General features: G+C 72.1%; 15 protein-coding genes. 11 read left to right on the top strand and 4 right to left on the bottom strand.

Annotated features, from left to right (window positions below; translation table 11 throughout):
- Positions 1–255: 255 nt before the first annotated feature.
- From OM076_RS42120 to OM076_RS42105, 4 genes are read left to right on the top strand one after another with little or no spacing between them, the layout of a single operon-like run.
- Entirely contained in the window at positions 256–1,377 is a 1,122-nt protein-coding gene (locus OM076_RS42120; RefSeq protein ID WP_270046214.1) for a baeRF10 domain-containing protein, read from the top strand.
- On the top strand, positions 1,374–2,198 hold the full coding sequence (locus tag OM076_RS42115) for an NAD(P)-dependent oxidoreductase (protein WP_270046213.1): 825 nt from the start codon (positions 1,374–1,376) through the stop codon (positions 2,196–2,198). Before OM076_RS42120 ends, OM076_RS42115 begins: the two co-directional genes overlap by 4 nt.
- Positions 2,180–2,719 carry a nicotinamidase gene (locus OM076_RS42110; protein ID WP_270046212.1) on the top strand — a complete coding sequence of 180 codons (540 nt, stop codon included), beginning with the start codon at positions 2,180–2,182 and terminating at the stop codon, positions 2,717–2,719. Before OM076_RS42115 ends, OM076_RS42110 begins: the two co-directional genes overlap by 19 nt.
- Positions 2,716–3,330 (top strand): protein-L-isoaspartate(D-aspartate) O-methyltransferase, encoded by a 615-nt coding sequence (locus OM076_RS42105; protein ID WP_270046211.1) that lies wholly within the window; start codon positions 2,716–2,718, stop codon positions 3,328–3,330. The genes OM076_RS42110 and OM076_RS42105 overlap by 4 nt, the downstream gene beginning before the upstream one ends.
- Here OM076_RS42105 and OM076_RS42100 read toward each other — a convergent pair.
- A complete protein-coding gene (locus tag OM076_RS42100) occupies positions 3,323–4,414 on the bottom strand; it encodes a nicotinate phosphoribosyltransferase (RefSeq protein WP_270046210.1) in 1,092 nt (363 codons plus the stop codon). The two genes, OM076_RS42105 and OM076_RS42100, sit on opposite strands and share 8 nt — an antisense overlap.
- A gap of 12 nt (positions 4,415–4,426) precedes the next feature.
- Positions 4,427–5,242, bottom strand: coding sequence for an undecaprenyl-diphosphate phosphatase (locus tag OM076_RS42095; RefSeq protein ID WP_270046209.1), 816 nt, complete (start codon positions 5,240–5,242; stop codon positions 4,427–4,429).
- 136 nt (positions 5,243–5,378) lie between these two features.
- Between OM076_RS42095 and OM076_RS42090 the strand changes: the two genes are divergently transcribed.
- Genes OM076_RS42090 through OM076_RS42075 form a run of 4 tightly spaced genes read left to right on the top strand, consistent with a single transcriptional unit; the run spans position 5,379 to position 9,266 of the window.
- Complete coding sequence (locus OM076_RS42090) at positions 5,379–6,767, top strand: aldehyde dehydrogenase family protein (RefSeq protein ID WP_270046208.1); 1,389 nt, start codon at positions 5,379–5,381, stop codon at positions 6,765–6,767.
- Between the two features lie 5 nt (positions 6,768–6,772).
- Positions 6,773–7,594 carry a fumarylacetoacetate hydrolase family protein gene (locus OM076_RS42085; RefSeq protein WP_270046207.1) on the top strand — a complete coding sequence of 274 codons (822 nt, stop codon included), beginning with the start codon at positions 6,773–6,775 and terminating at the stop codon, positions 7,592–7,594.
- Positions 7,591–8,586 carry an alcohol dehydrogenase catalytic domain-containing protein gene (locus tag OM076_RS42080; RefSeq protein WP_270046206.1) on the top strand — a complete coding sequence of 332 codons (996 nt, stop codon included), beginning with the start codon at positions 7,591–7,593 and terminating at the stop codon, positions 8,584–8,586. The genes OM076_RS42085 and OM076_RS42080 overlap by 4 nt, the downstream gene beginning before the upstream one ends.
- The gene (locus tag OM076_RS42075; RefSeq protein WP_270046205.1) at positions 8,583–9,266 is read left to right on the top strand and encodes an SDR family oxidoreductase; all 684 of its coding nucleotides are present in this window, start codon (positions 8,583–8,585) and stop codon (positions 9,264–9,266) included. The genes OM076_RS42080 and OM076_RS42075 overlap by 4 nt, the downstream gene beginning before the upstream one ends.
- Before the next feature lie 721 nt (positions 9,267–9,987).
- On the opposite strand, the gene OM076_RS42070 is transcribed toward OM076_RS42075, so the two are convergent.
- Both OM076_RS42070 and OM076_RS42065 read right to left on the bottom strand, forming a co-directional pair.
- Positions 9,988–12,555 (bottom strand): bifunctional diguanylate cyclase/phosphodiesterase, encoded by a 2,568-nt coding sequence (locus tag OM076_RS42070; protein ID WP_270046204.1) that lies wholly within the window; start codon positions 12,553–12,555, stop codon positions 9,988–9,990.
- Positions 12,556–12,582: 27 nt separating this feature from the next.
- Positions 12,583–12,879 carry a DUF3817 domain-containing protein gene (locus OM076_RS42065; protein WP_270046203.1) on the bottom strand — a complete coding sequence of 99 codons (297 nt, stop codon included), beginning with the start codon at positions 12,877–12,879 and terminating at the stop codon, positions 12,583–12,585.
- A 123-nt stretch (positions 12,880–13,002) separates the two neighbouring features.
- Here OM076_RS42065 and OM076_RS42060 point away from each other — a divergent pair, with 123 nt between their 5' ends.
- The 3 genes from OM076_RS42060 to OM076_RS42050 all read left to right on the top strand — a co-directional run.
- A complete protein-coding gene (locus OM076_RS42060; protein ID WP_270046202.1) occupies positions 13,003–14,019 on the top strand; it encodes a LacI family DNA-binding transcriptional regulator in 1,017 nt (338 codons plus the stop codon).
- Between the two features lie 10 nt (positions 14,020–14,029).
- Positions 14,030–14,212: a hypothetical protein gene (locus tag OM076_RS42055; protein ID WP_270046201.1), complete on the top strand. Its 183-nt coding sequence runs from the start codon at positions 14,030–14,032 to the stop codon at positions 14,210–14,212.
- Positions 14,209–15,300 (top strand): AAA family ATPase (locus OM076_RS42050; protein WP_270046200.1); only part of this gene is annotated, 1,092 nt, incomplete at its 3' end. The genes OM076_RS42055 and OM076_RS42050, both read left to right, overlap by 4 nt.

Here is a 15,300-nt window from a genome sequence, read left to right as displayed (position 1 = left end):
TGACCGGAGCGCGCACCGACGCCGCTCGCGAGGTATGGTCGTTAACGGCATGAAGATGCGCGTCCGGCGCTCGAGAGTTCTGGTGACCAACTGATGGCACGCCCTGAACGCCGCTGCGACTCATCCTTCTTCGTGCTGCGGCAAGGCCTCGGCGTACCGCCTGAGGCGAAGCAGACGACCGGCGGTCACGAGACGCGCGTGCGTGTGCTCACGCCTCGCGGTTCGGCCGCCGCACACGTGGGGTAGGCGCCACCAATGGCCGAACCGATCACGCAGGCCCGCCTTCGGGCACTCGCCGCCGTGCACCCTGACCAGGGGCGCGTGCTGTCCGTGTTCCTGAATCTGGACCCGACCGAGTTCGCGACGCCCAGCGCGCGATCATCCGCCGTCACGTCGGTGATGACGGCGGCGGCACAGAAGGTCGAGGCAAACGAAGGGTTGACCTCGGACGAGCGTGCCGCGCTCCGGGACGACGTGGAGCGCGTCCGCGAGGTGCTCCTCTCCGACGTCGCCGCCAACGGCACGCGCGCGGTGGCGGTGTACGCCTGCGGACCCGTCGACCTGCTCGAGGTCGTCCGTCTGCGCCGTCCGGTGACGAACAAGGTCGTGCTCGACCGCACCGCGTTCGTCGAGCCGCTCGTGCTGCACGGCACCGACGAGCGCTGGCTCGTGCTCGTCAGCAACCGGCGGGCCGCGCGCCTGTTCGTCGGCCCCGGCGACGCGCTGGAGGAGACCGATCGCTTCGTCGACGACGTCCACTCCGAGTACCAGAAGCAGGGCTGGTCGCCGTCGAAGTTCGACCGCTCGGCCGAGCAGGAGGTCAAGGACCACCTTGCCAACGCGGCCCAGCTCGCGTTCGACGTCTACAAGAAGCGCGGGCTCGATCGCATCCTGATCGGCGCGCCGGACGATCTGCTGGCCGAGTTCAAGGGCACGCTGCACCCGTACCTGCGCGAGCGGATCGCCGGGCGGATCGTCGTCGACATCGAGAACGCGTCGCTGGATGACGTCTGCGCGGCGGCCAAGCCGCTGATCATCGAGCACACCAGCAAGTGCGAGCGCGAGGCGCTGGACCGCCTGGCCCAGGGCGTCGGCACCGGCGGGCGCGGCGCGGCCGGGATCGCCGAGGTGCTCGACGCGCTCAATCAGGCGCGGGTGGAGACGCTGCTGATCGCGGAGAACTTCAGGGCCTCGGGGCGGGTGGACTTCGGGGCCGGGCTGCTGCTGCCCGACACGGCCGATGGCGGCGAGCCGGTCGAGAACATCGTGGAGCCCGCGATCGAGAAGGCGATCGAGCAGTCCGCGACGGCGCTCGTCGTCCGCCATCACGACGATCTCGTCCCGCTCGGCGGCATCGGCGCGGTGCTGCGCTTTTGAGCACCGTCGCCGTCCTCGGCACCGGGATCATGGGCGCGCCGATGGCGCGCCACCTCGCGGGCGCGGGCCATGAGGTCCGCGCCTACAACCGGACCCGCGCGAAGGCCGAGGGCCTCGGCGCGACCGTCGCCGCGTCCCCGGCCGAGGCGGTCGCCGGTGCCGACGTCGTCGTCACGATGCTCTCCGACGGCCCCACGGTCGCCTCGGTGATGGAGGGCATCACGCTCGGCGCGGACCAGCTGTGGTGGCAGGCGAGCACGATCGGGCTGGAATGGATCGAGCGGCTCGGCGGCGGCTTCGTCGACGGGCCGGTGCTCGGCACGAAGCAGCCCGCCGAGCAGGGCAAGCTGACCGTGCTCGCCAGCGGGCCCGGGCGCGAGCGGCTCGGCGACGTCTTCGGGCCGGTCTCGGCGCGTGTGGTGGACCTCGGTGACGAGGTCGGCACCGGCACCCGCATGAAGCTGGTGCTCAACACGTGGGTGCTCGCGCTCGTCGAAGGGCTCTCGGAGACGATCGCGCTCGCCGAGGGCCTCGACATCGACCCCCGGCAGTTCCTGGAGATCATCGAGGGCGGGCTGATGGACACGCCGTACGCGAAGCTCAAGGGCAACGCGATGATCGACCGTTCGTTCGACCCCAGCTTCCCGCTCGCGCTGGCCGCCAAGGACGCCGGACTCGTGGCCGAGGCCGCCGCCGCGGCCGGCTTGGACCTCCCGCTCCCGGCGCTGATCCGCGATCGGATGGGCAAAGCGGTCGAACTTGGACACGGTGAGGCCGATCTCTCAGCTACGTTCCTGGCCTCGTGTCCAGAGCGCTCATAATCGTCGACTTCCAGAACGACTTCACACCGGGCGGCGAACTGGCCGTTCCGGACGGTGACAGCATCGCCGCCAAGCTCAACGAGCTCGCCGCCTCGGGTGACTTCGACCTGGTCATCGCCACCCGCGACTGGCACCCGGCCGACCATTCGTCGTTCAAGGTCAACGGCGGCCCCTGGCCGGTGCACTGCGTCGCCGGCACGCTGGGCGCTCAGCTTCACCCGGCCCTCGACCAGACCCGGATCGACGTGATCGTCGACAAGGGCCAGGACGTGGCGACCGACGGCTACAGCGGCTTCGCGGGCACCGACCTGGACGAGATCCTGCGCGAGCGCGGCGTCACCGACGTGACCGTGGCCGGGCTGGCGACGGACTACTGCGTCAAGAACACCGCGCTGGACGCGCTGCGGGCGGGCTACGGCGTCACGGTCGACCCAGGTGCCGTCCGCGGTGTGGAGATCGAGGCGGGTGACTCCGAGCGGGCGCTGGCGGAAGTCCGCTCCGCCGGCGGCGTGCTCGCGTGAGGCGGTTCGGCCCCGATCGGCTGATCGATCAGCTCCGCCCGCACATCACCGATGAGCGGGTGCTGGAGGCGATGCACACGGTTCCGCGCGAGCGCTTCGTGCCGGCCGAGCTGGCGAAGGAGGCGTGGGACAACGTCCCGCTCCCGATCGGCGCGGGCCAGACGATCTCCCAGCCGCTGATCGTCGCGCGGATGCTCGAGGTGCTGCAGCTGCGCGGCGGGGAGCGGATCCTCGACGTCGGCACCGGTTCGGGCTATCACGCCGCGCTGCTCGGCCACCTCGGCTCGCACGTCTGGTCGGTCGAGCGCCACCGCGCGCTGTCGGAGCAGGCGCAGCGCAACCTCCGCGAGGCGGGCGTCCGCAACGTCACGCTGGTGATCGGCGACGGCGCCCGCGGCTTGCCCGAGTGCGCGCCGTTCGACGCCATCAACGTCGCCGCGGCGGCCGGGGACGACATCCCGGAGGAGCTGCAGAAGCAGCTCGGCTTCGGCGGCCGGCTCGTCGTGCCCGTGCAGACCGGCGATCAGCGCCTGTGGCTGGTCCACCGCACCCCGCGCGGGCTCGAGCGCAAGGGCCTCGAGCGCGTGCGCTTCGTCCCGCTCGTTACTTGACGAGGTCCAGGCGCGGGTTCGGGTGGTACTCGCGCCCGACCTTCGCGCACGGGACGCCGTCGTTGATCACGACGTCGGCGGTGAAGTCGTTGGAGCCGCGGATGAGCGACGAGCCGACGCCGTAGGAGTCCACCGGCACGCCCGCCTCCTCGAACGCGCGGATGCGCTCGGCGGTGAAGCCGCCGGAGACGACGATGTGGACGTCCGGGTAGCCGGCCTTGTCGAGCTCGGAACGCATCAGCTCAACCAGCTCGGCCGCCACGCCCGTGGGTGCCCCGTCGCCGTGCAGGCGGCGCAGCGACTCGTCGGCCACCTTGTCGGAGGTGTCCAGCCGCACGCCCCACAGGTCGTCGCCCAGCGCCTCCGCCACCTCGAGCGCGGTACGCACCGAGTCGTTGTCGAAGTCGACGAGCACCGTGACGTTCATGTCGCGCCCGAAGCGGTCGGCGAACTTGCGCGCGGCGAGCGCGGTGTCCCCGCCGTAGGCCGCGATCAGGCCGTGCGGGACGGTGCCGATCCCGCGGCCGCCCCACCAGGACGCCTGCGCGTCGGTCGAGACGCCGATCGTGCCGCCGATGTGCGCCGACCAGCCGTCGCCGGTCTGCACGAGCCAGTGGTCGTGGCGGGCGGGGAAGTAGAGGATCGGCTTGCCGCGGGCGGCGTCGACCACCTCGCGCACGTTGCGCATGATCAGCGTGCGCCGCGCCATCACGCCGAGGTAGACCGTCTCGAGGTGGGCGAAGTCCGAGTAGTCGCCCTCGATCGTCATGACGGTCTCCCACGGGGCGATCTCGTCGCCCTCGTGCAGCGCCTTGACCTCGAGGTGCTCCCAGCCGTTGATCCAGACGTCGCCCTCGTAGTGGCCGGCGCCCTGCTTGAGCACGGCGATCGCCTCGTCCACCCCGCCCAGCAGCGACTCCTTGCGCTGGAAGACCTGCATCAGCACCCGCGGGTGGTGCCCGTCGGCTTCCAGCAACTGCTTGGTCAGATTGAAGTAGGCATCCGAGTAGTAGCCCTCGCGGATCTTCTCCACCGGCAGGCGGAAGACCGACGGAGGCAGGCGCACGCGCTCACGGATGGTCATCTGACCAAAATTCTACGAGATGGCTCCCGCGGCGGTGAGAACCAGCACCAGCGCGCCCAATCCGACGCGGTAGATCACGAACACCAGCGTCGAGTGCGAGGTCAGCCAGCGCAGCATCCAGGCGATCGACGCGTAGCCGACGATGAAGGCGAGGACCGTGGCGATCACCGTGGGCGCGAGGCCCGCGCCGCCGGGGTCGCCGATCTTGCGCAGCTCGAACAGGCCGGAGAGCACGACGGCCGGGATCGAGAGCAGGAACGAGTAACGGGCGGCGGACTCGCGGTCGAAGCCGGCGAACAGTCCTCCGGTGATCGTCGAACCGGACCGCGACACCCCTGGGATGAGCGCGAGCGCCTGAGCGAAGCCCATCAGGGCCGCGTCCTTGCCGGTGATCTCGGACAGGTCGCGGTTGAGCTTGGCGACATGCTCGGCGTAGAGCAGGACGAGGCCCATCACGATCAGCGCGGTGCCGATCAGGTACAGGTCGCGGCCGCCGCTCTCGATCTGGTCCTTGAAGATGAACCCGAAGATCGCGATCGGGATCGTGCCGAGGCCGATGTACCAGCCCATTCGCGCGTCGAGCTCACCGCGCAGCGACGGATCGCGCAGGCTGCGCAACCACGTCGTCAGGATCCGCCACAGATCGTCGCGGAAGTAGATCAGCACCGCGAGCATCGTCCCGAGCTGGACGACCGCGGTGAACGCCGATCCGGGGTCCTCCCAGCCCGCGAACGCGGGCACGATCCGCAGGTGCGCGGTGCTCGAGATGGGCAGGAACTCGGTGAGTCCTTGGACGATGCCGAGGACGATGGCCTGAAACGCATCCACGGCGGCGGGACTGTAGCGGCGCCACCCGAACACAACCTGAACGGACGATGGGTCACCGGTGGCTTAAGACGGGCGTTCGCTTTCCGACGATCGTGGGCCGAGCGGCGGCGGACAACGCGCTAGCGTCCGGCGCGTCATGAGCACCGAGACGATCGAGAGTCGTTCACCGCAGAACCAGGCGGAGGTCGTGGTCTCTGCACCGTCCGCCGACCGCGAGACCGTCGCCGCCGCTTTCTCCCGCGCGCGCGCCGCGCAGCGCGAATGGGGCCGCAACGCGCTCGCGCGCGCCGACGCCCTGTCCGCCGCCGCCGAGGCGCTCAACGCCGCCAAGGACGAGATGGTCGACCTCATGGTCCGTGAGGTCGGCAAGCCGCTGACCGAGGCCGTGGGCGAGCAGGGGCGCTCCGTGCGCATCCTGCGCTACCAGGCCCAGTCCGCGATGGACCCCGACGGGGACACCTATCCCGCCGCCCCGCCGTCGGACCCGCGCACGCTGCTGTTCTCCCGCCGCCGCCCGCGCGGCGTCGCCGGGCTGATCACGCCGTGGAACTTCCCGTTCGCGATCCCGCTGTGGAAGGCCGCTCCGGCGCTCGCGTACGGCAACACGGTCGTGCTCAAGCCGGCGTCGGACGCGATCGCCTGCGCGCTGTTGCTCGAGGAGATCCTGAACAAGCATCTCCCCGAGGGCGTGTTCAACGTCATCACCGGCCCCGGCGCCGCCGGCCAGGCCGTGGTCGAGCTGGCCGACGTCGTCTCCTTCACGGGCTCGACCGCCGTCGGGCTCGGGGTGGCCGCGGCCGCGACCGCGCGCGGGATCGCCTCGCAGGCGGAGATGGGCGGGCTCAACGCGTCGATCGTGCTGCCCGACGCCGACCTGGAGTCGGCCGCGAAGATCATCGCCGGCGCCGCAATGGGCTACGCGGGCCAGAAGTGCACGGCGACCGGGCGCGTGATCGTGCTCGGCGACGCGGCGGCCTTCACGGACGCGCTCGCCGCGGCCGTCGAGGCGCTGCCGGCCGGCGATCCGGCCGACGCGGCGACCGTCGTCGGCCCGGTCATCAACCCGTCCGCGCGCGAGGAGCTCGTCAGCGCCGCCGACGGCGCCGCGGCCGACGGCGGGCGCGTGGTCACCGGCGGCAAGGCGCTGGACGGCCCTGGCCTGTTCTTCTCCCCCGCGGTGATCGACGGCCAGGACCCGACGGCCAAGCTCGCGCAGGAGGAGGTCTTCGGTCCGATCGTCACCGTGCTGAAGGCCAACTCGGCGCAGCAGGCGGTCGAGATCTCCAACGGCGTGCCCTTCGGCCTGGTGACGTCGGTCTTCACGCGTGACCTCGATTCGGCCCTGACGGTTGTCGAAGGGCTGGAAACGGGCATGATCCGCGTGAACATGCCGACCTCCGGTGTCGACTTCCACGCGCCCTTCGGGGGCGAGAAGCAGTCCTCGTTCGGGCCGCGCGAGCAGGGCAAGGCCGCGCGCGAGCTCTACACGTCGACACACACGATCACGGTGGGTCCGTCAAGCTAACGCCCATGGCCCTGTGGCGCGTCCGGACGGCTGAGGGAGAGCGGCTCGCACGCGGGCCGCTCGACGGCGGGCCGGTCGAGCTGCTCGAGGGCACGCTGGACGCGCTGCTGGCGGCGGGTTCTTTGGATGCGGTTGCGACCGGCCCTGTGCCCGCCGGGTCGGTCGTGCTGGCCCCGGTCGCGGGGCAGGAGGTCTGGGCGGCGGGCGTCACCTACTCCGCCAGCCGCACCGCCCGCAACGACGAGTCCAAGGGCGCGCACGACTTCTACGACCTCGTCTACGACGCCGAGCGGCCGGAGCTGTTCTTCAAGGCCGCGCCTGGGCGGGTGCGCGGGCCGGGCGGGCTGATCGGCGTTCGCGAGGACTCCGGCTGGGACGTGCCGGAACCTGAGCTGGCGCTGGTGATCTCCGCCGCCGGGGAGATCCTCGGCTACACGATCGGCAACGACGTCTCGTCGCGCTCGATCGAGGGCGAGAACCCGCTCTATCTCCCGCAGGCGAAGGTCTACCGCGGCTCGTGCGCGCTCGGCCCGGCGATCGTGCCGGTGGGCGAGGCGGGGGCGGCCTCCGAGATGGAGATCTCGCTGACGATCGCCCGCGACGGCGAGGATGTCTTCACGGGCTCGACGCAGGTCGCGCTACTCAAGCGCGGGCTCGACGAGCTCGTCTCGTGGCTGTTCAAGGCGATGGACTTCCCGGTCGGCGTCGTGCTGCTGACGGGCACGTCGGTGATCCCGGCGGTGGAGTTCACGCTGCGCGGCGGCGACGAGGTCCGGGTCGCGATCACCGGGCTGGGCGAGCTGGTGAACACGGTGGAGGTCGTATGAGAGCCCTGATCTGGGACGGCCCGAACGCCATGCACGTCGACGACGCGCCGGACCCTGGCGATCCCGGCCCCGACGAGCTGATCCTGCGGCCCGAGGCGGTCGGGATCTGCGGGTCCGAGGTCGAGGGCTATCTCGGGCACATGGGCAATCGCATCCCGCCGCTCGTCATGGGGCACGAGTTCGCCGGGACGGTCGTCGCGGCGGGTTCCGAGGCGCGCGAGCTCGACGGCGCCCGCGTGGCGGTCAACCCGCTCTCCGGGTGCGGGGAGTGCCGGCTGTGCCGCTCGGGGTTCTCGAACCTGTGCAAGGACCGGGTCCTCGTGGGCGTGCACGTCCCGGGCGCGTTCGCCGACTTCGTGCGCGTGCGCGCCGTGGACGCCCGCGTGCTGCCCGACGGCGTCTCCGCCCGCGTCGGCGCGCTGATGGAGCCGCTGGCCAACGGCGTGCACGCGGTGCGGCTCGCGCCCGGCGGCGTCGAGAGCGCCGTGGTGCTCGGCGCCGGCACGATCGGGCTCGTCACGCTCCAGGCCGCGCTGCTGGAGGGCATCCTGCACGTCGCCGTCGTCGAGCCGCAGGACGAGCGGCGCGCGCGGGCGGCCGCGCTCGGCGCCCACGCCGTCTACGGGACGCCCGAGGAGGCGCGCGACGCGGGCGAGCCGGACCTCGTGCTCGACGCCGTGGGCGCGCAGGCGACGCGCGCGCTCGGGCTCGAGCTCCTAGGCCCGGGCGGGACCATGGTCTGCATCGGCCTGGCCGCCGACGACACGACGCTCGGCTTCCACGACGTCATTCGCAGCCAGCACCGCATCCAGGGCTCCTACGCGTACACGATGCCGGACTTCGATCAGGCCCACGAGTGGCTCGTCAGCGGGCAGGCGTCGCTCGGCGACGACCTGACCGCGGTGCGCCCGCTGCATGACGGCCCAGAGCAGTTCGCCCGCCTCGCCGGCGGCCCGCCGCCCCCCGAGTTCAAGGTCTTCCTGGCGCCGTGAAGCGCTGTGTCGTCGTCATCGGCGCGTCGTCCGGCATCGGCCTCGCGGCCGCGCGGGCGTTCCGCGACGCCGGCGACACCGTCCACGCCGCCGCCCGCCGCGAGATCTCCGAACCCGGCATCGCCGGCCACACGCTCGACATCACCGACCATCACGCGGTGGCGAAGTTCGCCGCGCCGTTCGACTGCGTCGACGCGCTGATCGTCACGGCCGGGACGAACATCAAGGAGCGCCGGCTCCACGAGCTCACGCCGGACGCGTGGGACCGCATGCTGGCCACGAACCTCAGCGGGCCGTTCTACGCGATCCACTCGTTCCTGCCCAGGCTCAAGGCGGCGCGCGGGACGGTCGTGATCGTCTCCTCGGTCTCCGGCGCCTACACCGACCGCTCCGGCCCTGCGTACCAGGCGGCCAAGGCGGGCGCGATCAAGCTCAGTCACGGCGCGGGCTTCGAGTCAGGTGGCGACGTGCGCTTCACGGTGATCCTCCCGGGTGTCGTCGACACCGAGATCCTCGAGAACCGCCCCGAGCCGCCCACGCGTGAGCAGCGCGACCAGATGCTGCACGCGGAGGACGTCGCGGCGGCGTGCGTGTTCGCCGTCGACCTCCCGCCGCGCGCGTTCATCCCCGAGCTGACGATCCTCCCGACCGCGCTGCAGGCGATCGGCAAGACGACGTAGAGAACGCGGCGCACTCCGGATAGGCTCGCTGCCGTCACGAAGGACGACAGAGGCAAGGGTCAGGACGACGAGTAGGTGCAAGCCGCGATGGCTGCCGGCGTCGGTGGGCGTGTGCATCGGCGCGACCGCGTGGACGAAGGCCGGTGCACCATCAGCTGGGCGGGTTACCAGAGCGGCGCGTAGGACGCCGCCGCCAACTGGACCCCGACGCGCGTGCGACGTCCACGGACGACGCCTGCATCGACCGCGGTGGCCTCGAGGGCGGCACGGCCGACCTGACGCTCGCGGCGACCTCCACGGCAGTGGCGACCTCGCCGGGACCCTCGAGGCGTCGTGTAGGTCTCCACGGCCGGATACGGGCCACGGAGATAGAAGGTGCGTTCTCACGCTGGCCGATCACCCGTCGGGGCAAACGACCATCCGCGGCGAGGGGGTGACGAACAAACGTTGCCTCTGAGGCAGCATTTGTGCGGCACCCCCACCAACGCGCCAACTCGAACAGTGCGAACCTGATCGAAAACCGAGGTTGGTCCATCGAACGCGCATAGTCCACCATGGCGACTGGGGCAAGGCGTGCGCGGGACACACTTTCCTTCTCCGTGGCCCGTAACTGTCGGTATCCCGACACGGCAACCCGAGCCAACAGAGCCGAGCCGCAAGACGGACGACGGCAGCCAGCAACGAAGGGCGAGCCACTCCCCCTCCCCCAACGTGCGTCCCTCTAGACCAGGCGGGGCGCCTCGGCGATCACTTCGTCGAGGTCGCGCGGGCCGCCGGTGTGGAAGCCCTGGACCATGTCGACGCCCAGTTCGCGCAGCAGCGCGACGGTCTCCGCGTCCTCGACGTACTCGGCGATCGTGCGCTTGCCGAGCCCGCGCGCGGCGTGGATCAACGACTCGAGGATCACCCGGTCCGAGGGGCTGGTGGCGCTGTGGCGGACGAACTCGCCGTCGATCTTGAGGTAGTCGAACGGCAGGTGCTTGACGTAGGCGAAGGAGCCGAAGCCGACGCCGAAGTCGTCCAGCGCGAAGCGGCAGCCGAGGCCGGAGAGCTCCCGCGCGAACGCGTCGGCCTGCTCGAAGTTCGTCACGGCGGCGGTTTCGGTGATCTCGAAGATGACCCGCGACGGGTCGACGTTGCCGACCGCCAGCGCGGTGCGGATCGCGTCGAGCAGCTCGGGTGAGCCGAGCGAGCTGCCGGAGAGGTTGATCTCGAACACGAGGTCGCGCTCGGGGTGCTGAGCGATCTGGGCGATCGCGCGGGTCACGACCCAGCGATCGATCTCGCCCATCAGCCCGAACTGCTCGGCGATCGGCAGGAAGGAGCCGGGGGCGATCAGCTCGCCGTCGGTGTCGAGCATGCGCAGCAGGATCTCGTGGTGGACGTGGCCGGACTCGAGATCGACGATCGGCTGCGCGTGCAGCGTCAGGCGCTCCTCGGCCAGCGCGCTGCGGATCCGATCCACCCACTGCAGCCGCGAGCGGGTCGAGGACGCCTCTCCGTCCTCGTAGAACGCCGTGCGCCGGCGACCCGCGTGCTTGGCGTCGTACATCGCGAGGTCGGCGGCCATCAGCGCGTCGTCGGCCGTGGCGAACTGGCCTTCGAGCATCGCCACGCCGACGCTCGCGCTGACGCCGTGGCCACCGCCCATGTCCTCGACCCGCGCCTCGGTGGCGACCGCGTGCACGAGGCGCTCGGCGGTCGCTTCGGCCCGTTCGCGGTCGGCGCCGGGCAGCAGGACCGCGAACTCGTCGCCGCCGATGCGCGCCACGATGTCCTCCGCGCGCAGTGAGTGCCGCAGCGCGGCGCCGGCGGCGTGGATGACCTGGTCGCCCACGTGGTGGCCGAGCGTGTCGTTGATCGCCTTGAAGTGATCGAGGTCGATCAGCATCACGGCGCCGGGCGACCCGTGATCGAGCAGCGCGCCCAGCCGGCGCTGGAACCCGCGGCGGTTGAGCAACTCGGTCAGCGCGTCGTGCTCGGCCTGATGGCGCAACTCGACCTCGAGCCCGCGCCGCTCGGAGACGTCGATGACCTGGGTGAGCAGCGGGCTTCCGAGCTCCTCGTCGTCGAGGCGGGTGAAGTGCATCTGTGCCCAGCGCGTCACCCCGTCCGCGGCCAGCAGCCGCACCTCGCCGCCGACCGCGGTCGCGGGTTCGTTCAGGGCGCGTTCGACCAGCTCCTGTGCGCGGTCGCGGTCCGCCGGGTGGACGAGGTCGACCGCCGAGCGCCGGCAGAGCTCGTCGCGGTCGAGACCGGTGACCGCGCACAGGGCGGGATTCACCCGCGCGAAGTGCCCGTCGCGGAACGCGAGCCCCTGGCCGACGGGTGACGCTTCGAATGCTTCCGTAAGGCGGGCATCGCGGATCGCCAGGCGTCGCCGCGAGCGCATCGCGTTCTGGAGGATCAGCGCCAGCGTCGTGAGCAGCAGGCCGACGGCGAACCCGAGCGGCCCGAAGCGCAAGCCGCCCTCAGGCGGGGCCGCGACCGACACGTCGAACGCCTGGCCCCCGAAGGACAGGTGTGCGCGCTCGGCGTCGCGCGGCACGTGGCCGACCGCGCCGACGACGGAGGCGCCGCTCGCGACGCGAAAGCTGACGTCGCGCGCCAGGGCGTGGCGGAGGGCATTGAAGAGCACGCGGTAGCTGTAGGTGCCGGCGACGAACCCGCGCTGACCGCTGCCGGTCATGACCGGCGTGAAGACGATCGTCCCGCGCTCGCCGTTGCGGGCGAGCGCGACCGAACCGGTGGCCGTGGGCGACCCCGCCCGTTCCGCCCGTTCGATCGTGCCCCGCCGGCCCTGCTGGGAAAGGGCGTCGATGCCGATCAGATCGATGCCGCGCGACGCGAACGCGGCACGCACGACGACGATGTAGCGACTGCGATGGCCGGCGACGCGCACCGAGCCGTCGGGCGCCAGCTCGCGGATCGGCGCCCCCTGCTCGCGCTCGAACGCGGGCCGCTCGGCCTCCGTGACGTCGCGCAGGAAGACGAGCGCGTTGGCGTTCGAGCGCGGGAGCATCGGCCGCACGAACGCCTGGAACTCGTCGGGCTCGACGTTGTGGCTCGCGACAAAGAGCCCGGCCAGGTCGCGGACCGAGCTCTCGAGGGCGTCGACCTGCGCGCGCAGCGCGCTCGACGCGGCGACCCGCGCGGCGTCGTCGCGGACCTTCTGCCGGCTCGCATCGATGCGCAGCCCCGCCGCCAGCAGCGCGAACGACAGCACGACTCCGACCCCGATCGTGACCCAGAGCCCATGGCGGTACGAGATTCGCCACTCCGTGGGCAAGAGCCGAACGTATCGGCGGCCAACGGCTTATGCCACCGCTGGAAGCTCCCGACGCGCCAACCAGCGATCGACCACATACCCGCCGAACGGCAACACGGCCGCGAGCAGGATGAAACCGGTTTCTTTGGAGGTCCAGCCCTGTTCCTCCTTGAGATTCAGCGCTATCAGCACGTATCCGACGAAGAGCAGTCCGTGGATCGGGCCCAGGATGGTCACGCCGATCGGCGCGTCCGCGGTGCGCTTGAGCACCGACGCGATGAGGAGCAGGAGGAAAGTGGTCGCTTCTGTCAGAGCGACGACACGAAAGGTCTTGAGAGAGAACACGCCCTGAGCCTATTCGGCACCACCCTGAGATTTGCCCTTCTCAGGATCTTCAGGGTTGACAAGTCGCAGTTTGTACCGGTACATGTACCGGTACAGATGACACCTCGGCACGATTCCTCCTCTGTGACCCTCGCGACCGTCGCGGAAGCCGCCGGCGTGTCGCGGATGACGGTGTCGAACGCGTTTAACCGGCCCGACCTCGTGTCGGGCGAGCTGCGTGAGCGGGTGCTGGCGGCCGCGGCGGAGCTCGGCTACGCCGGGCCGAACCCGATCGCGCGGACGCTCTCGCGCGGCCGGACCGGGTCGGTCGGGCTCGTGCTCGACTATGCCCTCACCGACGCGTTCCGGGACCCGCCGACGATCGAGTTCCTGACCGGCGTCGCCGCAGGCTGCGAATCGTGGACCATGGGCCTCTCGCTCGTGCCGCGGATCGCGGGCCGCGACGCCGCGCTCGTGCACACCGCGCTAGTCGACGGCTTCGTCCTGTACTGCGTGCCCGAGGGCGACCCGCGCCTGGAGGCCGTGCTGGCGCGGCGGCTGCCCTACGTCGGCGTCGACTTCGAGCCCACCGAAGGGCGCCGGGCGGTCAACATCGACGACCGGGCGGCCGCGCGGTCGGTCGCCGAGCACGTGACCGCGCTCGGCCACCGCCGGGTGGCGATCGTCCTCCCGAACGACTCCGCCGGGAGCACCGGGCCGGCCGCGCTCGCCGCGGCCTATCGCCACGTCGACATCGCCCGGCTCACCGGCTGGCGGGACGGGCTGCAGGCGGTGGGCATCGACTGGAGCCAGGTCCCGGTCGCGAGCGGGCCGGGCAAGGACCGCGCGAGCGGGCGGCAGGCCGCGGCCGCGTTGCTCGATCGCCCGAACCGCCCGACCGCCATCATCGCGCTCGCCGACGAGCTCGCGCTGGGCGTGATCGACGCCGCCGCCGAGCGCGGGATCGCCGTCCCCGCCGAGCTCTCCGTCGCCGGCTTCGACGACATCCCCGCCGCCTCCCCCGGGCTCACCACCGTCCGCCAGCCCCACGCCCGCAAGGGCAGCGAGGCCGTCCGTCTCTTGCTCGACCCCGGCGCCGAGGCGTCGGTCCTCCTCCCCACGGAGCTCGTCATCCGGGCTTCAACCGCTCCCGCCCCGTGAAAGGCTCCCCGTGCAGAGCAACACCATCGCCATGTTCCTGGCCGCCGAGGCCACGGAGCGACGGCTGAACGCACCGTCGCCCGAGCCGCGTCCGCTGCGCCCCCGCAAGCCGCGCCGCGCCGCCGCGCTCGCGCTGCACGCGGTCGCGCGCCGCCTGGACCCCTACGCCCCCACCTACGCTCCGCGCTGGTGACCGTGCTGCTGAAGGTCGTCGGCGCGCCGGGCGCGCCGGCGCCGCTGATCGAGCGGGCGCACGAGCTCGACGTGCTGGCCGGCGGCGTGGCCGGGCTCGCCGCCGGGCGCAGCGCGGTCATCGTGCTGGACGCTCCCGCGGGGCTGGGCAAGACGGCGCTCCTGGATCAGGCGGCCGAGCTCGCCGCGCGTTCCGGACAGCGTGTCCGCCGAGCCACGCCGGGGCCGCTGGAGCGCCACTTCTCCTTCGGGGTCATCCGCACGCTGCTCGAGGGCCCGCTCCGCGCCGCACCCGCCGCGGAACGCGCGCGTGCGCTCGACGGCGTCGCGGCGACCGCCGGCGAGCTGCTGCTGGAAGGGACGACGCCGGGCGCGGACTCGACGACGCTCGTCGCCCACAGCGTGCTCTGGCTCTGCTCCGCGCTCGCCGAGCGCCGCCCGCTGGCGCTGTTCGTCGACGACGCCCACTGGGCCGACCGGCGCTCGCTGGAGGTTCTGGCCTACCTCGCGGGGCGCAGCGAGGACGTGCCGCTCCTGCTCGTCGTCGCCGCCCGCGGCGACGACCCGGATGCGGCGGCGGATCTCCTGAGCCTGCTCGGCGCGGCCCGTTCGGCGACCGTGCTGCACCCGCAGCCGCTGACCGACGCGGGCGCCTGCGCGCTGATCGAGCGGCTCGCCCCCGGCACGCCGGACGACATCGCCGCGGACTGCCGGCGGGTCGTCGCCGGCAACCCGTGGCTGCTCGGCGAGCTCGGGCGGCTGCTCGCCGAGCACGGCCCGAGCGCCATCTGCTCCTCGAGCTTCGACGGCCCGCCGATGACCGGCGTGGTCCGGCGGCGGGTGGCCGAGCTCTCGCCGCGCGACCGCCGGATCCTCGAGGCGCTGGCCGTGGTCGGCGACACCGCCGCGCCACACGTCGTCGCCGCGGTGGCCGGGGTCGGCGTCGGCGAGCTCGGCCCGGCGCGTGACGCGCTCGTCGCCGCGGGCTTGCTGGTCCGCGGAACCGGCGCGGGAGTGCGAGGCGCGCCGGCCGCGAGCGACGTCGCGGCCGCGGTGCGCGGCGCCGGTGCGCTCGAAGTCGGAGGCCAA

The organism is Solirubrobacter ginsenosidimutans (assembly GCF_027587205.1).
Note: the sequence above shows the minus strand (reverse complement) of the source record. Positions and strands in the feature narration are given on the sequence as shown.